The sequence below is a fragment of the Rhodovastum atsumiense genome, assembly GCF_937425535.1.
Taxonomy (GTDB): Bacteria; Pseudomonadota; Alphaproteobacteria; order Acetobacterales; family Acetobacteraceae; genus Rhodovastum; species Rhodovastum atsumiense.
The window spans coordinates 5,298,062-5,319,083 of sequence record NZ_OW485601.1 but is presented as its reverse complement, the minus strand read 5'-3'; the positions used below and the strand labels follow the sequence as shown (position 1 = coordinate 5,319,083).

Sequence of the window (21,022 nt, the reverse complement as noted above, 5' to 3'; positions counted from 1 at the left end):
TAACATAACATGGATAGCCCCCGCTGCCGGCCCCGGCAAGCGGCAAAGGTGCCGGCGCGCCCGGGCAGCGTTCAGGTCGCGGTCCGGTGTGACGCCCCCTGGCCGGCATCCCGCAGCACGGTCGCGCCCGCCGCATCGTGCGGCAGCCTCAGGCCGAAGTCGCGCGCATAGGCCGCGGCGAAGGCAGCCCGTTCCAGCCGCTCGCAATGGTCGAAATAACGGATCAGCGCCTGCTCGGCCCGTTCGGCCGTGGGGTGCAGGCGGCGGTAACGACGCCACAGCATCCAGGCATTCACCGCCCACGGATCATAGGCGTGCTGCTGCAGGCGGCGGCGCAACCGCGCCGGCAGGGCATCATAGGCGGCCCAATCGTCACCATTGAAGCGGCGCCACAGCTCCGCGCGCAGCGTGCCGTCATTTTCCGCCCCGGCCGGAGCCGCCGGCATGCCGGATGGGACGGTCCCGCCCGCCGGGCGACACGCAGGAGATGACGAACGGGAGGAAGACGGGAATGACATAATGTTATGTTATAACGTATCCATCCTGGCGCAAGCTTGCCTGGACGGCGCCATCGCCCCGAGGGAGAGCAAAAGGGCGAGGATGACCCGCCACGGCCCACCGCTGCCCGCCGGCGGGCCAGCAGTCTTCGATTGCAGGTGACGGGAAGACAAGCAGCCTTTCCGGCGCGGCCGGGTCCAATGGCAACGAAGCGGCCGGCATCAAGAAGACGGACGAGGCTCGTCCGTCATGGCTGCCCCCGAACCCTGGCACACGAACACAGGATGAACATTACTTGATAGAAACCGGTTCGATGCTACATACTTTGCCACCTCCGCCGAGGGCTGGCAGCGCTCGACGGGACCAACCAGGCCCCAGGTGAAGCACGGACGATTACCGCCTCCGTTGCCGCCGTGCGGTCTTGAGGAGCGCGTATGTCTTCGAATGCAAGCAGCTACGGCGAGGCGCTGCGCCTGGCGAGCGCCGCTGGCGTGCAGGCGGCGAACCGGTCCATGGAGCGCGGCGAGCGCTCGGAATGGAACGAGCAGGACTGGGATGCGGCACAGCGGATGACCGCCCAGGTGCTGCGGGAACTGGGCTACGGGCCGCTCGACATGGCGCCTTCCCCCGACCGGGACCTGATCCAGGCGACCGATGCGGCGCTGCTGCGCGACGGCTTCCCCTTCGAGATCGGCGGCGACGTCACCATGATCCCGGAAGAAAACGCCGTGGTGGTGCCGCGGGCCTGTTACCGGGCGATCCTGAAGATATGGCCGCACGGCCGCGGCGTGCTGGCCGGCGGCACCGAGGTCGAGATCAGGTCCAGGTAGCGCGGGCCGGCTTCCGCGCCGCCCCGCTGCGCAACGCCCCCGCCCGCGCAACGGCGGGCGCATCAGACCCATAAAATACAATCTATAAACGTGTAATTCGACAACGCCGGCGCTCCTGGGTTAACCCCTCGCTGGAAGGCCGGAATCCGGCCGGAATACGAGGCAGGCACAGATTTAACAATACCATCAAGTTGTTTCATTATCACCCTTGACGCCATCGGGGATTGGGCCGCAGCCTGCGCCCCTGCCGGGCACCTCTCCCGGCAGGTTCGCACTGCGTATGGAATCCGCCCGATGCGCCGCTTGCCGTTCCTCCGCCATTCCTGCCCGCTGTTCGCCCTTGCTTTCGCCGCCGCCCTGCCCGCCATCGCCGCCGCGGCGGAGCAGCCACGCGCGGGCGGCGTGCTGCGCGTGGCCATCGATACCGATCCGCAGTGCCTCGACCCGCAGCAGGCGGGCAACAACAACTCCCTCAACATCGGCCGGCAGATCGTCGATTCACTGACCGACCAGCATCCCGACACCGGCGAGATCGTGCCCTGGCTCGCCACCGCCTGGACGCTCAGCCCCGACAGCCGCAGCTTCACCTTCACCCTGCGCCCCGGCGTCACCTTCAGCGACGGCACGCCGGTCGATGCCGCCGCGGTGCGCGCCAATTTCGAGGGAATCGTGGCGCTCGGCGCCCGGTCCACGCTGGGGGCGGGCTACCTCGCCGGGCTGCAGGCGATCGAAACCCCCGACCCGCGCACCGTGGTGATCCGCTTCGCCCAGCCGAACGTGCAGTTCCTGCAGGCAACCTCGACGATGAGCCTCGGCCTGCTGGCGCCGGCCACGCTGGCGAAATCGCCGGAGGATCGCTGCCAGGGGCAGTTGATCGGCTCCGGCCCGTTCGTGGTCGCTTCCTTCGTCCACAACCAGCAGGCCCGCATCACCCGGCGCGACGGCTATGCCTGGCCTTCCGCGCTCGCCGCCCATGCCGGGCCGGCCTATCTCGATGCCATCGAGTACCGCGTGGTGCCGGAAGCGGGGGTGCGCAGCGGCAGCCTGCTCTCCGGGCAGATCGACGTGAACACCGGCGTGCCGCCCCAGGACGAGGCGGTGCTGCTCGGGCGCAACATCCCGTTGCTGGCGCGCGGCAATCCCGGCGTCGTCTACACGCTCTATCCGAATGAATCGGTGGCACCGCTGTCCGAGCCGGCGGTGCGCCGCGCCATCAACAAGGCGATCGACCGGCCGGCACTGCGGCCGATCCTCTCGCGCTTCCAGGCGGTGGCAACCGCGCCGCTGGCGCGCACCACGCCGCTTTATTCGGATCTTTCCCCATTGCTGGCCCATGACCCGGACGGGGCCCGGGCGCTGCTCGACGGCGCCGGCTGGCGGGTGGGCCCGGACGGCGTGCGCGTGCGCGACGGCCAGCGCCTGTCGTTCCGGCTGGATTACTGGCAGTTCGCACCGTTCCTGGAACTGGTGCAGCAGCAATTGCGCGACGTCGGCATCGAGCTGCGGCTGAACCGCACCACCATCGCCCAGGTGACGGCGATCCAGACCGGCGGCAGCTTCCCCGTGCGCTTCGCCAACCTCACCCGCGCCGATCCCGACATCCTGCGCGCGGTGTTCGGCGTGGGCGAGCGCAACATGGCGCTGCGCCAGGCGGATGCGACCGACGACCTGCTGACACGCTCGAGCGGCACGCCCGACCGCGCGGCGCGGGCGGAGCTGATCCGTGCCGCCAGCATCCGGCTGATCGAGGACGGCCATTCCATCCCGATCGTGGAACTGGCCACCATCATCGGCACCGGGCGGCAGGTCCGCGGCCTGCATTTCGAGGCGTCGTCGCGCCTGCAGTTCTACGACACCTGGCTGGCGCGCTGAGCCCCCATGCCCCCGCCTCCGCTCGCCCGCGCCGGGCTTCGCCTTGCTCATTCCGCCGTGGTGCTGTGGGCGGCGTTCACGCTGTCCTTCCTGATCCTGTACGTGCTGCCGAGCGATCCGGTCAGCATCATGCTGAATCAGGCCGAGCAGAGCATGGCCGCCGCCGCGCAGGTGGCGGCGCTGCGCGCCGAGTACCATCTCGACCAGCCCCTGGTGGTGCAGTACGGGCTGGCGCTGTGGCGGGCGCTGCACCTGGATTTCGGCCGCTCGATCCAGAGCGGCCAGCCGGTGGCGGCGCTGCTGGCACAGGCGATGCCGGCCACCGCCGCGCTCGCCGGGGCGGCGCTGTCGCTGGCGCTGCTGACGGGCACCGCGATTGCCCTGCTGGCCAGCCTCGCCGGGGGACCGGCCCGGCGGTTGCTGCACGCCTTGCCGGCAGTCGGCATCTCCATGCCCACCTTCTGGGTCGGGCTGGTGCTGCTGGAATGGCTGTCGTTCCGCCTGACCTTGTTCCCGGCGATGGATGACGGCGGTGCGCGCGCGCTGGTGCTGCCGGCGGTGACGCTGGCGGTGCCCACCGCGGCGGTGATCGCGCAGGTGCTCGGCCGCTCGCTGGCCGGGGTCTGGCGGCAGCCCTTCATCGAGGCGATCCGCGCCAAGGGGCTGACCCGGCTGCGCATGCTGTTCGTGCACGTGCTGCCCAACGCCGCCGTGCCGCTGCTGACCATGGCCGGGGTGATCGCCGGCCACCTGCTGGCCGGGGCGGTGGTCACCGAAACGGTGTTCTCGCGCGAAGGGATCGGCCGGCTGGCGCAGGGCGCCGTCGCCGCCAAGGACATCCCGATGGTGCAGGGCGTGGTGGTGCTGGCGGCGGTGGTGTTCGTCGGCGTCAACCTGATGGTGGACCTGCTCTATCCGCTGCTCGACCCGCGCATCGGCCTGGCGCGCCGGACGGGACGGCCATGAGCGGCATCGCGATCGGCCTGGGCGGGTGGCGGCGCCTGAAGGCGACCGGATGGCCGCGCCCCAGCGTGGTGCTCGCGCTGCTGGTGGTGGGGCTGGCCGGCGCCTGGGCGCTCGCGCCCGGCCTGTTCACCGCCCAGGACCCGTTGCGCGGCCAGCCACTGGCGGCACTGCAGCCGCCCTCGGCGGCGCACTGGTTCGGCACCGACCATCTCGGCCGCGACCTCTATGCCCGGACCGTGCATGCCGCCGCGGTGTCGCTGCGCGCGACCGCGCTGGCCGTGGCGGTGGCGCTGCTCGGCGGCGGTGCCGTCGGCCTCGCCGCGGGCGTGCTCGGCCGGGGGAGCGACGCGGCGCTGATGCGGCTGGTCGACGTGCTGATGGCCATCCCGTCGCTGCTGCTGGCGATGGCGATCGTCACCGTGCTGGGATTCGGCACCACCAACGTCGCTATCGCCGTCGGCGTCTCCGCCGCCGCCACCTTCGCGCGGCTGACACGCGGGGAAGTGCTGCGCTGCCGCTCCGCCGCCTTCGTCGAGGCGGCCACCGCCGCCGGGGTGAGCGGCCTGGGCGTGGTGCTGCGCCATATCCTGCCACACGCCGCCGGGCCGGTGCTGGCGCTGGCGACGCTGGAATTCGGCTCGGCGGTGCTGGCGGTGGCAGCGCTGAGCTTCCTGGGCTTCGGCACATCGCCTCCCAATCCGGAATGGGGGCTGCTGATCGCCGAGGGACGCAATTTCCTCGGCACCGCGTGGTGGTACTCGACCCTGCCGGGGCTGGTGGTGATGGCGGTGGTGCTCGCGGCCAACCACCTTGCCGGCTGGATGCAGGACCGGGACGAGGCCGGCCCATGAGCCCGGCCCTGGACGTGGCGGGGCTGCGCGTCGCCTACCGCAAGCGGGCGGGCGGGGTGCCGGTGGCGGCGGTGCGCGGCGTCGACCTCGCGGTGCGGCCGGGCGAGGTGGTGGCGCTGGTCGGCGAATCAGGCTCGGGCAAGTCCACCGTGGCGGCAGTGGCGGCGGGCCTGCTGGCGGCCAATGGTCGCATCGAGGCCGGTCGCCTGCGCCTGGACGGGCAGGAGGTGACGGACGCGGGCGAACGGCTCTGGACCCGCCTGCGCGGGCGGGCGCTGGGCTTCATCCCGCAGGATCCGGGCATGGCGCTGGACCCGATCCGCCGCATCGGCCCGCAGGTGGCGGAGGCGCTGACCGTGCACGGCACGCCCCCGGCGGCGGCGCGGGCACGGGTGCCGGGGCTGCTTGCCGAGGCGGGGCTCGCCGATCCGGCGCGGGTGGCGGCGAGCTTCCCGCACGAGCTTTCCGGCGGCATGCGCCAGCGCGTGCTGATCGCTATCGCCCTGGCCAATGACCCGCCGCTGCTGATCGCCGACGAGCCCACCAGCGCACTGGATGTCACGGTGCAGCGGCAGGTGCTGGACCACCTGGAAGGGGTGATCCGCCGGCGCGGTACCGCCGTGCTGCTGATCACCCATGATCTGGGGGTCGCGCATGACCGGGCAGACCGGCTGGTGGTGATGCGGGCGGGCGAAGTGGTGGAACAGGGGCCGGCGCGCATGGTGTTCGCGGCCCCCCGGCACGACTATACCCACCGCCTGCTGGGTGCGGCCACCGCCTTGCGGGCCGCCCCCGCGCCCCGGCCGCCGCGCCCGGTGCCGGAACCGCCGCCGATCCTGGTGGTGGAGCGGCTGGTCAAACGCTTCGGCCCGGGCCGGCCGGCGGTCGCGGAGGTCTCCTTCACCGTGCCCCGCCACGGCACCACCAGCCTGGTCGGTGAATCCGGCTCCGGCAAGACCACCACCGCCCGCATGGTGCTGGGGCTGGAACAGCCGGACGGCGGAGCGGTGCGCTTCGACGGGCAGGAGATCGGGCACCTGTCACGCGCCGGGCTGCGTGGCTTCCGCCGGCGGGTGCAATGGGTCGGGCAGAACCCCTATGCCTCGCTCGACCCGCGCTTCAGCATCGCCGGGATCATCGCCGAGCCGCTGCGGGCCTTCGGCCTCGGCGACCGGGCCGGCCGGCTGGCACGGGTGCGCGAGCTGCTGGCCCAGGTGGAACTGCCGGAGCAGTTGCTGACCAGCCGGCCGGCGGAACTGTCCGGCGGGCAGCGCCAGCGCGTCGCCATCGCCCGCGCCCTGGCAATCCGGCCCGAGCTGGTGGTGCTGGACGAGCCGGTCTCGGCACTGGACGTGCCGGTGCAGGCGCAGATCATCGCCTTGCTGCTGCGGCTGCAACGTGATCTCGGCGTCAGCTACCTGTTCGTTTCCCATGACCTCGCGGTGGTGCGGCAGGTGTCGGACCATGTGGTGGTGCTGCACGGCGGGCAGGTGGTGGAACAAGGGCCGGCCGAGGCGGTGTTCGCCCGCCCTGTCGATCCCTATACGCTGTCGCTGCTGAACGATACGCCGGGACGGCGATACGCCGTTCAGGCCGGCCCCGACAGTCCGCGCACCTACGCCGCGGCCGGATAAGCAAGGCCAGGGCTCGGCCCTTGCCCCGGTGTCGTGCGCAGGCACGCATTCGCGTGACGGCCAGGAGCCCTCTGCCCCCCAGGTGTGCTGCGCGGCACGGAATGGGTTCCAAGGGTGAAGCCCTTGGTGGAGGTCCAGGAGGCGAAGCCTCCTGGTCGGGTGCGGGGTGAAACCCCGCCAATGCAACCTATCCGAGTCCTGTGGTAGAAGTGATGCGCCAGGCGTTCGTGCGAGGCTGCATCCGGGTCGATGAAAGATAACGACGCAACGCTTTCTCCCGACCCTCGCAAGGAGCTGATGCGTTTCTTCGCCTTGTTGCGCAGCGCATCCGAACGCAGGGCAACCCTCGACAGCTTCGGAAACACGCCGCGTGATCCGGAAGCCGGCATCGACCGCGCGGGCTTTCACCGCGTGACCGCTCCGGTGCCCTGGCCGATACCACCGGTGCCGTCTCCGGCGGAGAGCCACGTCAGGGCTTCGCCCGAAGCCGGATCGGGGCCACGCCAGGAGCTGATGCGTGTTTTTGTTGTGATATGTGAATATTCTGAATCCCGATCAAACACCTTGCCGTCCTGGCAAACTGCCGGCTCTGATCCGACGCCATGGTGGCTGCCCCCGGAGGGGCCGGCGCAGGTCCGGGATGGGATTTCGCACGTGCCCGCCTCCCGGCCGGGCGAGGAGTTGACGCGGGTATTCGCCATTTTACGCGCAGACGCCGAAGACAAGGCGCCTTGCACCGGCTTCGGCGGCACGCCGCCTTCCCCGGAGGACGGCGTCGCGCAGGCGCAATGGCAGGACTGGGTTGCCCGTCTGTCCCGGCAAGAAGCCCCTCCCGAATCAGCCACGGCGGCACCGACCGGGCAGCGCAAGCCGCCAGCGGCTCCATTGCCGTCCCCTCCGTCCCCACTGCCGATCCGGGCGGATACTCCGCCGCCGCCCCCGACCACGGTCTTATCAATGGACAGCCACACCCCGGCACCGGCAGGCGAAGACCGGAATCCACCGACCGAGGCCTCGCCCGTTGCCACGCCACCGGCATTGGATGCCCCCGCGGTCATGCCCGCGCCGGGGGAAGGCGAACCCAATGTTCGGTCCCTGCCGCTTCATGCAACGCCGCCCCGGGCTGAATCGGTTGCATTGCCAAAGAAAACTATTAACTTATTACAACAACCCGGCCAGAAGCCGGCGCGACCGGTCCGGACACGCGCGTTCGCTTATGCCGTAACCTTCCTGCTTGTGCTGGGCGGCGCGGCCGAAATGCTGATGCAAAACTCCGCTCTCGCCCCACCTCTCCTCATCGCGGTGATCGACGCCCCGCTGCTCACATTGCGGGCGCCGCATGCCGGATACCTGCAATCCGTCAGTGCCACCGAAGGTGAAGTGGTGCAGGCCGGAACCGTGTTGTTCACCCTGCGTCGATCGGCATCCCCCGATCCAGCGGCCGCCGGGATGCAATCCCAGCCGATGGATGCGCCCCTCCTGGACGAGGGCGTGATATCCCTGAAAACCGAAAGAACCGCCCTGGTCTGGTCGTTGCCGGTCCGGCCCGGAAGCGAGGTTGCCGCCGGGAACGGCCTGGGACAAGTCGTGGACTGCACGCGGCTGTTCCTGGTTGCCGCCACGCCGGCGGGCGCCACGGCCAGCTTCACGCAGGGCCAGCAGGTCGGCATCCTGTTCGCCGGCAGCACCGGGCCCGTGTCCGGCACCGTAGGCGCGCGAAGCACCGCCGGCAATGACGTGCTCGGCCGCAACAGCGACCTGATCATCACCGCGGACACGCAAGCGATCGTGGCGGCGAGCCATTCGGCATGCCCAATTGGACGAACGGCGCGCATCACCCGCCCCCCTGCCCGCTCGCCATAGGCGGCATCCGGCACGCCGGCGACCCCATGTGCCATCCTGAGCCCGCAAAGGTGCACGCAGTCAGCGAATCGACGTATTTGCAATGAAATCAAATCACGCAAGATCGTCTTTTGTTATGAAGAATTGCTGTACTGGGCCGGCTGCCTTATATGCTGTGAACGTTTCCAGAAAGGATGAAACCGCAATGGAATCGAAACGTTAGTGGACGGGCCGGTGCCACCGGACAGGTTTTCCATCGACCAGCGGAGCGCCTCCTTGCACAGCCCCAGCGGGAAGCGGATGCATCCGCGCATCCCGCTACCGATCGACGTGGAAGTCGATGGCATCCGCTGTCGTGCGTCCGACTGGGGGCCCGGCGGCCTGTGTCTCACGAGCGACACCCTGGCCCTCATGCCCGGCGAAGTCCGGCAGGCCAGACTGACCTTCGACATGTCCGGCTTCAATGTCACGGTCGAGGTGGCCTTCAGGACGGTGTGGAGCCATGATGACCAGAGCTACGGCGTCCGCTTCGTCGACCTCACGCCCGATCAGGCGCGCCTGCTCGACTCCCTGGTCGCGGGCTACCTGCGCGGCGAGGCATTGCCCCTGCAAAGGTTGTTCCAGCCCATTGCCGCCGAGGAACGACCCCGGTCTGCCGCCCCGCTGCCCGGGCGCCTGCTGAGCCTCCTCGCCCGGCTTCGGCTCGTCCTTGTCCTTCTCGGGGGAGGCGCTCTCGTCATCGGCCTTGCCCTCTATGTGATTTCCAGCCGGATGGTTGTGTACTCGGATTACGGCGCGATCGCCGGGGAGCTGTATCTCCTGCGTGCACCGGAGGCCGGACTCCTTCACCTGGCCGGCCTCCGCCCCGGGCAGCCGGTGCACCAGGGCCAGGTGCTGGGGGAAATCGAACCCTCGGTGCCGGCGCAGGCGCAGGCTGACGCGAGAGGCAAGGTCATCGTCCTGCAGGCACAGATCGACCAGCGTTCCGAAATGCTCGCGTCCGCGCAGGCGGGATTCAGGAATCTCCTGCGTACGGCCGAAGCACAGGTAAAGGCGGCAGCCGACGAACGCGAGGCGATCGAACGGCAGGTAGCCGCACAGGAGCGCACCTTCCAGCGGGTGTTGCAGATGGCAAAGGCCGGCTGGCTTTCCTATCTGCGCGCGGACCAGGAAGAGGTTGCGCTGCAGCAGCACCTGCGGGCACGCGCCGCCGCGCGGGCAAACGAGGAAGCCGCGCGCGCCCGGCTGGAAGATGCGAAGCAGGGGCGCTTCGTCAGCGACGGCCGCTCGACGCAGGCGTCCCCGGAAGACATCGCCCGGGAGCTGCAGGAATTACGGACCCAGCGCGACCAACTGGAGGTCGTCGCCAAGGCCCAGGTGGCGCGGCGGCCCGTGCCGTCGCCCTGCGACTGCACCGTGACCGGGGTGCAGGCCGCGGATGGCACCTTCGTCAGCGCGGGCATTCAGATCGCCACCCTGGGGCGGGAAATGGCGGCAGGGAGGCAGGTCGATACGCTGATCGTAACCAGCCGCATGAAGTTCATTCGCGTTGGCCAGCGCGTGAAGGTGTTCCTGCCGGACCGGGATAACCCGGTGGGCGGCAACGTCATCGTCGTGACCTACAATGCGGGCAATACCGGGCGCATCGGACTGCCGGACACGCTGCGTACCCTCAACGACTACGGACTGGTGACCGTGGCGCTGGACCAGGATGCCCAAGCGGCGGCAACGGGCCAGCCCGCCCTGCTGATGGCGCCGGTCGGGTTCGACATGGTGCTGCGGAGCATTCCCGGATTCGGCTGGCTGCTGAAAACCGTGGCTCACCCAGGGCAGGATTGATGCCGCGCCGCGATCTGCCGGCCGGGTATCACGAATATTCGCCACCCGGCACCGCGGTTCTCGGCGCGCTGGTGCATGCGGCCATGCTGCTGCTGCTCATGGCGTTGCTGCCCCGTGAATTGCCGGATCATGCCACATGGGGTCTCGTGCTCGGCGTCGGCATCATCGGGCTCTGGCGCTGGAGCTGGGGCGGGCTGCATCTCCTGCGGGCGCTGATCTACCGCTGGCTGGTGTTCCCCCGCATTCGCCGCGCCGCCGAGCTCCAGCCGCCGCCCCGCAGCCTGTTTGTCCTGGTGACCAGCTACCGGATGAAGACGGCCACCAACGTGCTGGTCTATGGAAAGCTGTTCGACGAAATCCAGCGCATCGGCGTGCCGGCCTTCATTGTCGCCTGCATCACCGACCCCGCCGACGCGCAGATCATCGGCCAGATGTTCCGAAACTGCGATGCGCTTCCCGAAGGCACCACGCTGCGCATCATCGCGCAGACGGGCACCGGCAAACGGAGTGCCATGGCGGAAGCGCTGGAGGCAATCGCCGCGCAACATCCCCTGCCGGGTGCCCAGGTCGTACTGATGGACGGCGATACACTGCTCAGCTCCGGCACGCTCTCGCGCACCTGCTCGGTGCTGGCGGCGATGCCGCGCGTGGGCGCCGTAACCACGGACAACATCCCGCTGGTCGCAGGCCATGCCCTGATCCGCGAATGGTACCGCGTGCGACTGACCCAGCGCACCTGCCTCATGAATTCACTCAGTCTCTCGCGCAGGCTGCTGGTGCTCACCGGGCGGTTCTCCGTCTTCCGGGCCGAGATCGCCACGTCCCCCGATTTCATCCTCGCGATCGCGCATGACGAGATCGACCATTGGCGGCTTGGCCGCATCACCATGGTGACGGGTGATGACAAGAGCACCTGGTTCACCGTGCTGCGCCATGGCTGGGAGATGCTCTATGTGCCCGATGTCGCCGTCTACAACATCGAGGAACCACCGACCGGAAAATTCGTGCCGGACAGCATCACCCTGATGCTGCGCTGGTACGGAAACATGGCCCGCAACAACGGCCGCGCCCTCGGCCTCGGCCCCCGGCGCTGCGGCTGGTTCATCTGGCTGTGTCTTCTCGATCAGCGCCTGTCGCCCTGGACGAGCTTCGTCGGGCTCACGACGATGCTGCTCGGCGCGCTGCTGCGCGATCCGTATTGCCTGGTCTATTATCCTCTCTGGGTCCTGGTGACCCGCACGGCGGTCTGCGGCGTCTATTTTACGATTGCGGGTCGCTTCCATCCCATGTTCCCGCTGATCCTGTACTACCACCAGATCGTCGGCGCCGCGGTCAAGATCCACGCCTTCCATCATCCGGACCGGCAGAAATGGACCCGCCAGAAGGTTGGCGCCGGACCGACGCGGCAGGGGGATCCCGCGCGTCTTGCCTCGGATCTGATGATGGCGGTTCAGGTCGGACTGTTCCTGCTCGGCATGGCCATGCTGGCGGGGGTGACGGAGACCGGTCCCAAGCCGGTTCCGCCGGCCGGCATCATGGATCTGCTTCAGGGCAATGTACGGCCAGTCCACAGCGTGAAATCACCGAACTCCGCATACTGATCGCGGGGGGAAGCCCAGCCCGGATCGCTGCCGCCGAAGAACGTGGAAAAGAGCAGCCCGTCCACCCCGATCCCGGAGCTGTCGCGGAGCACCAGCCCGATCTGCTCGACAACACGCTTGCCATCGATCCAGACACGGATCACGCCATCGCTCCGCCCGGGCGCGTTGGCAATCACCTCCTCGGTCACTCCGATCCAGGTCCCTGGCGTGAAGCGCCATGCCCCCCGGGCAATGCTCTCGCCACACCGGGTGGTCCGCCCGGGCGCATAGAGGTAAAGTTCACCCATCCCACCGGCGCGCCACATCAGTCTCGCCGAGAAACCCGATGCCGGGCCCGGCGCGACGCAGCCACGCTGGTCCACCCCGCCATACAATCCGGGCAACTTGCCGCCCTTGGCGAAGTCGAAGCCTGGAGCAAAGCGAACCCGGTAGCTCAGGCAGCCGGCATCGGCGTGGTCCGGTAGCTGGAGCTGAAACCCCGCCCCGCCCACTGGCGCCATGGCATTGCCGGGATTGATCGACCCTATGGGATAGGTGACCCGAAGTACTGGACCGCCGGACGACGATGATCCAGTGACCGTGGCATTCGCTTCCCCCCAACGATGGCTGACGCGCGAATCGGCACCTGACATCGCTGCGGCCAGATCGAGTTTCGTTTTGAACCGATACAGCGAAGCACAGACCGATTCCACCGTTGCCGTCGTGCCCGCCTGCGCCCACGCGCTGCGGGGGTAGAACGGTATCGTAGCCAGGACGCCCAGCGTGATCGCACGGAAGGCCCGGCCGAGGTTGAAGGGAGAGTTCACGTGCTGCGTCCGCATTCTTCTGGTTGCCTTCGTTATCGTCCCTCCGGGGCGGCCGGCAAGCGACTTCCCGGACAACGCCGAATCCCGTTCCGACATCGCGTCATTCAACTGTCCTTCACGAAACCACTTGCCAGCCCAAAATCGGTCGCGTAGCTTGCTAACTCGAATTAGCACTTCATAAAGCGGCGGCTCGCATGGGCACGAACGCGTTCATCGGTATAGATGTCGGATCAGGGAGCGTGCGCGCCGGCGTGTTCGGGCAGGATGGTGCCCGACTGGCCTTCGCGACCCGCCCGATCCGGCAATTCCACCCTGCCCCCAATGTCGTCGAGCAGTCCTCGGCCGATATCTGGGCCCAGCTCTGCGCCGCGGTGCGCGAGGCGGTAGCGGGTGCCGGCATCGATCCCGCCACGGTCGGCGGCATCGGCATCGACGCGACCTGCTCGCTGGTGGCGGTCGGCGCGGGCGGTGCGCCCGTCTCGGTCGCCACCGACGGCGATCCCGCCCGCGACATCGTCATGTGGATGGATCACCGCGCCGGCGCCGAAGCGGCCGAGATCAACGCCACGCGCGATCCGGCGCTCGCCTATGTCGGCGGCGAGGTCAGCCTGGAAATGGAGCTGCCGAAGATCCTGTGGCTGCAGCGCCATCTTCCCGATCAGGTACGGCAGGTACGGCGCTTCTTCGACCTCGCCGACTATCTGGTGTGGCGCGCGACCGGCGCCGACGTGGCCAGCGTCTGCACGCTGACCTGCAAATGGAACTATCTCGCGCATGAGGGCCGGTTCAGCGACACGCTGCTGCGCGCGGTGGGCCTGGACTGGCTGCCCGCCCACGTGCCGCCGCAGATCCGCCCCCTCGGCGTCCCCGCCGGCGGTCTCGGCGTCGAAGCCGCCACCGCCTTCGGCCTGCCCGCCGGCGTGCCGGTCGCGACGGGGATCATCGATGCCCATGCCGGCGCGCTCGCGCTGATCGGTGCGGCGCCGGAAGGCGCGCTGGCCATCATCGCCGGCACCTCGGCCTGCCACATGATCGTGAGCCCCGCCCCGATCATGGTGCCCGGCGTCTGGGGCCCATACTGGGGCGCGCTGCTGCCCGGGCTCTGGCTGAACGAAGGCGGCCAGAGCGCCGCCGGCGCGCTGCTCGACTGGACGTTGCGCGGCAGCGCGCTGTGGCCGGAACTGGAAGCCGCCGCGCGCGCGCGTACCGCAACCCCGTATGACGTGCTCAACGAGTGGGTCGCGGCGCTGGAACAACGCGAGCCCTGGCCGACCCGCCATCTGCACGTGCTCGGCGACCATCACGGCAACCGCTCGCCGCGGGCCGACGCCGAGGCCCGCGGCGTGGTCGTCGGCCTGACGCTGGAAAGCGGACAGGACACGCTGGCACGGCTGTACCTGGCAACGCTGCAGGGCCTCGCCTATGGCACCCGCCATGTCATCGAGGCGATGCGCGCCGCCGGACACCGCGTGGAACGCCTGGTCATCTGCGGCGGCGGCACGCGCAATCCGCTGTGGCTGCGCGAGCATGCCGATGCCACCGGCTGCGACCTGCAGCTCGCCACCGACGAGGATGCGGTGACGCTCGGCGCGGCGCTGCTCGGCGCGGCGGCCTCGGGCGCCTTCCCCGACCTGCCCGCCGCGGCCGCGGCGATGACCCGGCCCGGCCCGGTGGTCGCGGCCCGGCCGCAGGCGCGTGCCTTCCACGACGCCAAATACGCCGTCTATCTCGCCCTGTACGACGAGGCGCGCCGCCACCGCGAGGCGATGACGCGCGCGGGCGAAAACCTTTCCCACTCCTGATCCCTTCCGGGTGCCCCCATGCTGACGCTCCGCCTGCCTGCCTCCCCCGTTCCGACACCGGTCCGGCCGGATGAGGTCCTGCTGGTCACCAATGCCGACCTGCGGGAACCGGCCAACCGAACCTGCTGGCCGGTGCAGGAAAAATACGAAGCCCGCCTGACCGCGGCGCTGCAACAGCGCTTCGGCCGGCAGGTCCGCCGCGCCCACCCGGTCAAGACCGAGGCCGGGCACGGCTTCATCGCCAGCCAGCGCGAGGGCAGCGACGTCTTCGCCGGCATTGATCCCGAGGCACCGGTGATCGTGCTGCTGACGGCGTGGCAGTATTCGCACCACCTGGCCCCCAGCCTCGCGCATCACCGTGGCCCGATCCTGCTGCTCGCCAATTTCGACGGCACCTGGCCGGGCCTCGTCGGCATGCTGTGCATGGCCGGCACGCTGACCAGCCTCGGGAAGCCCTGCTCGCGCCTGTGGTCGGTCGAGTTCGACGACGACGCCTTCCTGGCCGGGCTCGACACCTGGCTGGCCACCGGCCGGCTCGAGCACGACCTGTCCTATCTCACGCCGATCGACGCCACGCATCCCCTGCTGGCAACCGAGGCGGGACAGGCCGGCAAGCAGGTCGGCGAATGGATCCTTCGCCACAAGGAGATCATCGGCCTGTTCGACACCTTCTGCATGGGCATGATCAACGGCGTGTTCCCGCAGAAGGCCCTGGTCGATATCGGCATCCCGATGGAGGGCCTGTCGCAGTCGGCGCTGCTGGTGGAAATGGCGAAGGTGCCGGCGGAGCTGCGCGAAGCCTGCCTCGCCTGGTACGAAGCGCGCGGCATGCGCTTCACCTTCGGTACCGATTCTGCGACCGAGCTGACGCGCGAGCAGGTGCTGGAGCAATGCGCGATGCTGATCGCCATGGCGCGGACGGCGGAGCGCTTCGGCCTCTCGGCCATCGGCGTACAGTACCAGCAGGGACTGGCGCAATCCTGCGCCGCCTCCGACTTCGCGGAAGGCGCCATCGGCTCGAGCGAACGCTTCCCGATCCCCGGTGAAAATGGCGGTGTCATCCGGCCGGGGGCGCCGATCCCCTGCATCAATGAAGTCGACATGGGCCACGCCATCCCCGCGGTAATGATGTGGCGCCTGCTCACCTCGCTTGGCCTGCCGGCGGAGACCACGCTGCACGACATTCGCTGGGGCAGCGAGTACGAAGGCGAATTCGTCTGGGATTTCGAGATCTCCGGCGCCGTGCCCTTCGAGCATCTCAAGGGTGGCATCGCTGGCGCCACCGGCTATCGCCAGCCGCCGATGTATTTCCCCAAGGGCGGCGCGACCATCGCCGGCCAGGGCAAGGCCGGCCGCCTGCTGTGGGCGCGCGCGCATTACCAGGGCACCGGGGTGGTGATGCATGTCGGCACCGGCCACGCCATCGAACTGCCCGAAGCGGAGTTCGAGCGGCGCCGCGCCGCCACCACCGCCGAATGGCCGCTGCTGAATGCCGTGCTCGACGGCGTCGGCCGCGATCAGTTGATGGCAGGCCACGAGAGCAACCACATCACCATCGCCTATGTGCCGGAAGCGCAGTTGCACGACGTCACCCGCGCCTTCATCGCGCAGGCGCTGACCCAGGGCATCACCGTGTTCGCCGCGGGCGAAGTGGCCGGGTGGCTGTGAGCGGGGAAAGGTCGGACGCCATGACGCGCCCCAACGACAAATACCACGGCGTCTGGCCGGTGATGCTGACGCCGTTCGACGACGACGGTGAAATCGATTACGGCTCGCTCGCGAAACTGATCGACTGGTACATCGCCGCCGGCGTGCACGGCCTGTTCGCCGCCTGCCAGTCGAGCGAGATCTTCTTCCTCAGCGACGCCGAGACCCAGCGCCTCGTCCGCTTCGTCGTCGACCACGTGGCCGGGCGCGTCCCCGTGGTCGCCTCCGGCCACACCGCCGCGGCGGCCAGCCAGCAGATCGACCAGATCAACGCCATCGCCGCCTGCGGCGTGGACGGCGTCATCCTGATCAGCAACCGCCTCGCCATGCCGGCCGAAGGGGACGACCGGGTGCTGCGCAGCCTGGAGCGCATCACCGCCGCCACCGATGCCTCGCTCGATCTCGGCATCTACGAATGCCCCTACCCGAGCAAGCGGCTGCTCTCGGACGAGGTGATCCGCTGGTGCGCCGCCAGCAACCGCTTCACCTTCATCAAGGACACCTGCTGCAGCCTGCCACGCATCCGCCAGCGCCTCGCGCTGGTGCAAGGCTCGCGGCTGCGCATCGCCAACGCCAACAGCCAGACCCTGCTCGGCTCGCTGCAGGCGGGGGCGCACGGCTATTCCGGGGTCATGGCGAATTTCCATCCCGACCTCTACGTCTGGCTCTACGAGCACTGGCGCGACTCCCCGGAAACCGCCGAGCGCTTGCAGAACTACCTCTCGGTGGCGGCGCTGGCGGAAACGCTGAGCTACCCGGTCTCGGCGAAGGACTACCACACCAGCATCGGCACCTTCGCCAGCACGCGCTGCCGTGCGCGGGAAGCCAATGGCTACTTCACCACCCACGAAGCCAGCACCATGCGCCAGATGCTGGCGCTGGGCGAGGACGTGAAGCAGGCACTGCACCTTCCCTGAACGAAAGCTGCACGACAGGTGGAGGCACGGCGATGCGGCTCATTCTGAAGAACCAGGCGTTGCTGCTGCCGCCCGCACACGGGCTGTTCCGCAACTGCCATGCCTCGACCCTGGTGCGCCGTCCCGACGGTACCATCCATGTCGCCTTCTTCGCCGGCACCACCGAGGGGGCCGGCGACACCGCGATCTGGACAATGACGTGCCAGGACGGGCAGTGGGGGACGCCGCGGCGCATCCTGGCCGAACCGGGGCTCGCGCACTGGAACCCGGTGCTGCACGACAGCGGCGAGGCGCTGCTGCTGTTCTACAAGGTCGGGCCGGACGTGCATCACTGGATCACGCGCCTCGCCCTCTCCCGCGACGGTGGCGAGACCTGGTCCGCCCCCGCCGCCCTCGTGCCCGGCGACGCGCGCCCGCGCGGTCCGGTCCGCAACAAGCTGCTGCGGCTTGCCAATGGCGACTGGCTCGCCCCCGGCTCCATCGAGACGCCGACCACCTGGGATGCCTTCGTGGATCGTTCGCCCGATCGCGGGGGAAGCTGGGCGTTTCATCCGGTGCCGCTGCGCCACGTGCCCCCCGGCAGCCGTCCGGCCGAAGCCTGGAGCGGACTGGCCGAGGCGGCGCTGTGGGAGACCGACCCGGCGCGCGTCTTCGCCTGGGACGGCGTGATCCAGCCGACGCTCTGGGAATTTCCGGCAGGGCATGTGCACATGCTCCTGCGCAGCACGCGTGGCGTGATCTACCGCAGCGACTCCCGCGATGGCGGGCGCAGCTGGTGCGAGGCCTATCCGACATCCCTGCCGAATAACAACAGCGGCATCGACCTGGCCCATCCCGGCGGCGGCCGGCTGGTGCTGGCCTGCAACCCGGTCACGGGCAACTGGGCCAGCCGCACGCCGCTGTCGCTGCTCTGCTCCGAGGATAACGGGGCGAGCTGGTCCGAACCGCTGCATCTCGAAACCCGCGAGGGCGAGTTCTCCTATCCCGCCATCATCGCCGACGGCAACCGGCTGCATGTCACCTACACGGTGCGGCGCGAAAACATCGCCTGCGCCGTGGTGGACATCACGACATGAGCCGCGCCGGCGACCAGTGGCGTGGCGACTGCTTCCATTGACAACATCAAGACGGCCGCAAAGGCTGAAGGTGGAGAAATGTCAAGTACGACCGCGACCGCCATCCCGGCGGAGCTGACCCAGGCTCCCGCGGCCGCGCCCCCGGCGCTCAGCCGCAAGGCCGTCACCCGCGTGGTGGTGTCCAGTTGGATCGGCAACACGATCGAGTTTTATGATTTCCTGGTCTACGGCCTGGCCGCGGCCCTGGTCTTCGGCAAGCTGTTCTTCCCGACGGTGAGCCCGCTGGCCGGCACCCTCGCCGCCTTCGCCACCTTCGGCGTCGGCTTCGTGGCCCGGCCGCTCGGCGGCCTGATCTTCGGCCATCTCGGCGACACCATCGGCCGCAAGCGCACGCTGGTGATCACGCTCTGCGGCATGGGCATGGCCACCTTCCTGGTGGGCGCGCTGCCGACCTATGCGCAGATCGGTATCTGGGCACCGATCCTGCTGGTGGTGCTGCGCTTCCTGCAAGGCCTGGTGGTCGGTGGCGAGTGGGGCGGCGCCATGCTGGTGGTGATCGAAAGCGCACCACCTGGGCGCCGTGGCATGCTGGGCTCGATCCCGCAAACCGGCGGCTTCTCCGGTCAGTTGCTCGCCACCGGCCTGTTCGCCCTGGTCGCGCTGCTGCCCGAGGACCAGATGCTGAGCTGGGGCTGGCGCGTGCCCTTCCTGATCAGCGCGGTGCTGGTCGCCGTCGGCCTCTATATCCGCTCGCAAATCGAGGAGACGCCGATCTTCCAGGCCACCCAGGCCCAGGTCGCCAAGCGCACGGAATCCCCGGTCACCGAGGTGTTCCGTGACTCCTGGCGCAAGCTGGTGCTGATCATGGTGCTGCGCTTCGCCGAGAGCGTGCCCTTCTTCCTGGCCACCGTCTTCGCCGTTTCCTACGCGACCACGCAGCTCGGCGTGTCGAAGCAGACCATGCTCGGCGTGGTGATGGCGACCTGCGTGCTGGCCTTCCCGATGCATGCGCTGTTCGGCGCCATCTCCGACAAGGTCGGGCGGCGGCCGGTCTACATCTTCGGCGCGCTGGTGGCGGTGCTGGGGGCCTTCCCGTTCTTCTACATGCTGGAGACGAACAACTTCGCGCTGATGTTCCTGGGCTACGTGCTGCTGATCAATATCGGCCACAATGCCATCAACGCGGTCGAGCCGGCCTTCTTCACCGAACTGTTCGGCCCGCGCACGCGCTACAGCGGCGCCGCGATCGGGGCGCAGCTCGGCGCGATCGTCGCCGGCGGCTTCACCCCCTTCATCGCCAAGGCACTCAGCGCTGCCGACAACAACGGCTGGACCTGGGTCGCCAGCTACGTCGTGATCACTGCCCTGATCTCCGTGGTCGCCGGCTTCCTGGCGCCGGAAACCTCGCGGCGCGATCTCAGCGCCGAGTAAGTGCCGCGATGCGGCGGCACGGCCCGTGCCGCCGCATCCGGCCAAACTTGCCCTCGCCCCGGGTCTCGCGCATAAGCGCAGTGTTTCCCCCGACTGGACATGAGGGGCCGGCCATGCCGAAGACGATCGACGACATCGCCCGGGCCACCGGGTTCTCCGTGACGACCGTGCGGCTTGTCACCAATGGCCAGGCCGGCAAGTACCGCATCAGCGCCGCCACGCAGAAAGCCATCCTCGATTACGTGGGCAAGCACGGCTACGTGCTCAACCACGCCGCCCGCAGCCTGAAGGTAAAGCGCAGCGACGCGATCGGGCTGGTGATCCCCGAAATCAACAATGTTTTCTTCGCCCGCCTGATGGCCGGGCTGGAACGGCTCTGCGCCGCGCACCAGCTGGTGCTGCTCACCGCCTCAACCCGCGAAGACGCCGAGGCGGAGACCCGCGCGATCGAGACGCTGATCGGCCGCGGCGTGGACGGGCTGATCGTCGCCCCCGCCGCGCGCCCCACCTACGAGCGCGCCTTCGGCAAGCGCCTGCCGCCACTCGTCATCATCGACCGTGCCTATCCGAAACTGCCCTGGCCGGCCGTGGCGAGCGACAATTTCGGCGGCGCGGTGCAGGTGACGCGCGGCATGCTGGCGCGCGCGACAGAGCCGGTGATCTTCCTGTGCGCCAATCCCGACCTGCCCAGCATTGCCGCGCGGCGGCTCGGGTTCCTGGCTGCCTGCCATGATGCCGGGCTGGGCGACGGCGCCGGCCTGATCCATCAGGTCCGCACCGACCTGACCGAAGGGGGACGCGACCTGGCCGCCCGCGCCATCACCACCCTGGGACGGGTGCCTTCGGCTTTCCTGTGTTCGTCCCTGCTGATTCTCGAAGGCATGCTCGCCTGCCTGAAGCAGCGGACAGGCGCGATCCCCGCCGACCTGCTCATCGGCACATTCGACGACCACCCGATGCTGGACTTCCTGCCGAACCGGGTGCTGTCCATCCGGCAGGACGAAGCGGCACTGGCCGAACACGCCTTCCACCTGCTGCAACGGCGCATCGCCGGCGAGGCCATGGACGCCCAGCCGGAGATCCTGCCGGTGTCGCTGATGATCCGGAACGACCCACAGGCCGCCGTGGCACTGCCTCGGCCAACGCTGGTGGTCCCGGACGCAGGATAAAGGCAAGGGCTCCGCCCTTGACCCGGCAAGGGTCAGGGGACCCCTGCACCCCAATTCGCGCTGCGCGGCGGGTTCCAAGGGCGAAGCCCTTGGTGGAGGTCCAGGAGGCAAAGCCTCCTGGCGGGGGCGGGGCAGCGCCCCGCGATCGCGGCCCGGCTTTGACCCGCGCCGCTGAACGCGA

Annotated in this window: 16 protein-coding genes; 14 read left to right on the top strand and 2 right to left on the bottom strand. The window is 69.2% G+C overall.

From position 1 onward, the window contains the following. Window positions 1-71: 71 nt before the first annotated feature. Window positions 72-446 carry a DUF6525 family protein gene (locus NBY65_RS23935; RefSeq protein WP_150040743.1) on the bottom strand — a complete coding sequence of 125 codons (375 nt, stop codon included), beginning with the start codon at window positions 444-446 and terminating at the stop codon, window positions 72-74. 486 nt (window positions 447-932) lie between these two features. On the opposite strand from NBY65_RS23935, the gene NBY65_RS23930 reads away from it, so the two are divergent. From NBY65_RS23930 to NBY65_RS23895, 8 genes are all read left to right on the top strand, one after another. Continuing rightward, window positions 933-1,328, top strand: a complete 396-nt coding sequence (locus NBY65_RS23930) for a hypothetical protein (protein WP_150040744.1) — start codon at window positions 933-935, stop codon at window positions 1,326-1,328. Window positions 1,329-1,622: 294 nt separating this feature from the next. Then, window positions 1,623-3,200, top strand: a complete 1,578-nt coding sequence (locus NBY65_RS23925; RefSeq protein ID WP_150040745.1) for an ABC transporter substrate-binding protein — start codon at window positions 1,623-1,625, stop codon at window positions 3,198-3,200. A 6-nt stretch (window positions 3,201-3,206) separates the two neighbouring features. Then, entirely contained in the window at window positions 3,207-4,166 is a 960-nt protein-coding gene (locus NBY65_RS23920; RefSeq protein WP_150040746.1) for an ABC transporter permease, read from the top strand. Further along, complete coding sequence (locus NBY65_RS23915) at window positions 4,163-5,017, top strand: ABC transporter permease (RefSeq protein ID WP_150040747.1); 855 nt, start codon at window positions 4,163-4,165, stop codon at window positions 5,015-5,017. The genes NBY65_RS23920 and NBY65_RS23915 overlap by 4 nt, the downstream gene beginning before the upstream one ends. Then, entirely contained in the window at window positions 5,014-6,651 is a 1,638-nt protein-coding gene (locus NBY65_RS23910; protein WP_150040748.1) for a dipeptide ABC transporter ATP-binding protein, read from the top strand. Before NBY65_RS23915 ends, NBY65_RS23910 begins: the two co-directional genes overlap by 4 nt. Window positions 6,652-6,900: 249 nt before the next feature. Beyond that, window positions 6,901-8,514, top strand: coding sequence for an efflux RND transporter periplasmic adaptor subunit (locus NBY65_RS23905; protein ID WP_150040749.1), 1,614 nt, complete (start codon window positions 6,901-6,903; stop codon window positions 8,512-8,514). 279 nt (window positions 8,515-8,793) lie between these two features. After that, entirely contained in the window at window positions 8,794-10,332 is a 1,539-nt protein-coding gene (locus NBY65_RS23900) for a PilZ domain-containing protein (RefSeq protein WP_150040750.1), read from the top strand. After that, on the top strand, window positions 10,332-11,933 hold the full coding sequence (locus NBY65_RS23895; RefSeq protein ID WP_150040751.1) for a glycosyltransferase: 1,602 nt from the start codon (window positions 10,332-10,334) through the stop codon (window positions 11,931-11,933). The genes NBY65_RS23900 and NBY65_RS23895 overlap by 1 nt, the downstream gene beginning before the upstream one ends. On the opposite strand, the gene NBY65_RS23890 is transcribed toward NBY65_RS23895, so the two are convergent. Further along, window positions 11,879-12,739 (bottom strand): polysaccharide lyase, encoded by an 861-nt coding sequence (locus NBY65_RS23890; RefSeq protein ID WP_150040752.1) that lies wholly within the window; start codon window positions 12,737-12,739, stop codon window positions 11,879-11,881. The two genes, NBY65_RS23895 and NBY65_RS23890, sit on opposite strands and share 55 nt — an antisense overlap. 194 nt (window positions 12,740-12,933) lie before the next feature. On the opposite strand from NBY65_RS23890, the gene NBY65_RS23885 reads away from it, so the two are divergent. From NBY65_RS23885 to NBY65_RS23860, 6 genes are all read left to right on the top strand, one after another. Beyond that, a complete protein-coding gene (locus NBY65_RS23885) occupies window positions 12,934-14,541 on the top strand; it encodes an FGGY-family carbohydrate kinase (protein WP_150040753.1) in 1,608 nt (535 codons plus the stop codon). A gap of 18 nt (window positions 14,542-14,559) precedes the next feature. Beyond that, on the top strand, window positions 14,560-16,209 hold the full coding sequence (locus NBY65_RS23880) for a signal transduction protein (protein ID WP_150040754.1): 1,650 nt from the start codon (window positions 14,560-14,562) through the stop codon (window positions 16,207-16,209). A gap of 20 nt (window positions 16,210-16,229) precedes the next feature. Further along, a complete protein-coding gene (locus NBY65_RS23875; RefSeq protein ID WP_150040755.1) occupies window positions 16,230-17,165 on the top strand; it encodes a dihydrodipicolinate synthase family protein in 936 nt (311 codons plus the stop codon). A gap of 32 nt (window positions 17,166-17,197) precedes the next feature. Then, the gene (locus NBY65_RS23870; RefSeq protein WP_150040756.1) at window positions 17,198-18,241 is read left to right on the top strand and encodes a sialidase family protein; all 1,044 of its coding nucleotides are present in this window, start codon (window positions 17,198-17,200) and stop codon (window positions 18,239-18,241) included. 78 nt (window positions 18,242-18,319) lie between these two features. Continuing rightward, complete coding sequence (locus NBY65_RS23865; protein WP_150040757.1) at window positions 18,320-19,672, top strand: MFS transporter; 1,353 nt, start codon at window positions 18,320-18,322, stop codon at window positions 19,670-19,672. 113 nt (window positions 19,673-19,785) lie between these two features. Further along, the gene (locus tag NBY65_RS23860) at window positions 19,786-20,841 is read left to right on the top strand and encodes a substrate-binding domain-containing protein (protein ID WP_162530531.1); all 1,056 of its coding nucleotides are present in this window, start codon (window positions 19,786-19,788) and stop codon (window positions 20,839-20,841) included. The last annotated feature ends 181 nt before the right edge of the window (window positions 20,842-21,022 follow it).

Bases quoted from the DNA above. Each gene is read 5' to 3' on its own strand.
- NBY65_RS23935 (WP_150040743.1), bottom strand. From the start codon at position 446: ATGCCGGCGGCTCCGGCCGGGGCGGAAAATGACGGCACGCTGCGCGCG.
- NBY65_RS23925 (WP_150040745.1), top strand. From the start codon at position 1,623: ATGCGCCGCTTGCCGTTCCTCCGCCATTCCTGCCCGCTGTTCGCCCTT.
- NBY65_RS23920 (WP_150040746.1), top strand. From the start codon at position 3,207: ATGCCCCCGCCTCCGCTCGCCCGCGCCGGGCTTCGCCTTGCTCATTCC.
- NBY65_RS23915 (WP_150040747.1), top strand. From the start codon at position 4,163: ATGAGCGGCATCGCGATCGGCCTGGGCGGGTGGCGGCGCCTGAAGGCG.
- NBY65_RS23930 (WP_150040744.1), top strand. From the start codon at position 933: ATGTCTTCGAATGCAAGCAGCTACGGCGAGGCGCTGCGCCTGGCGAGC.
- NBY65_RS23870 (WP_150040756.1), top strand. From the start codon at position 17,198: ATGCGGCTCATTCTGAAGAACCAGGCGTTGCTGCTGCCGCCCGCACAC.
- NBY65_RS23860 (WP_162530531.1), top strand. From the start codon at position 19,786: ATGCCGAAGACGATCGACGACATCGCCCGGGCCACCGGGTTCTCCGTG.
- NBY65_RS23910 (WP_150040748.1), top strand. From the start codon at position 5,014: ATGAGCCCGGCCCTGGACGTGGCGGGGCTGCGCGTCGCCTACCGCAAG.
- NBY65_RS23880 (WP_150040754.1), top strand. From the start codon at position 14,560: ATGCTGACGCTCCGCCTGCCTGCCTCCCCCGTTCCGACACCGGTCCGG.
- NBY65_RS23905 (WP_150040749.1), top strand. From the start codon at position 6,901: ATGAAAGATAACGACGCAACGCTTTCTCCCGACCCTCGCAAGGAGCTG.
- NBY65_RS23885 (WP_150040753.1), top strand. From the start codon at position 12,934: ATGGGCACGAACGCGTTCATCGGTATAGATGTCGGATCAGGGAGCGTG.
- NBY65_RS23900 (WP_150040750.1), top strand. From the start codon at position 8,794: ATGCATCCGCGCATCCCGCTACCGATCGACGTGGAAGTCGATGGCATC.
- NBY65_RS23875 (WP_150040755.1), top strand. From the start codon at position 16,230: ATGACGCGCCCCAACGACAAATACCACGGCGTCTGGCCGGTGATGCTG.
- NBY65_RS23895 (WP_150040751.1), top strand. From the start codon at position 10,332: ATGCCGCGCCGCGATCTGCCGGCCGGGTATCACGAATATTCGCCACCC.
- NBY65_RS23865 (WP_150040757.1), top strand. From the start codon at position 18,320: ATGTCAAGTACGACCGCGACCGCCATCCCGGCGGAGCTGACCCAGGCT.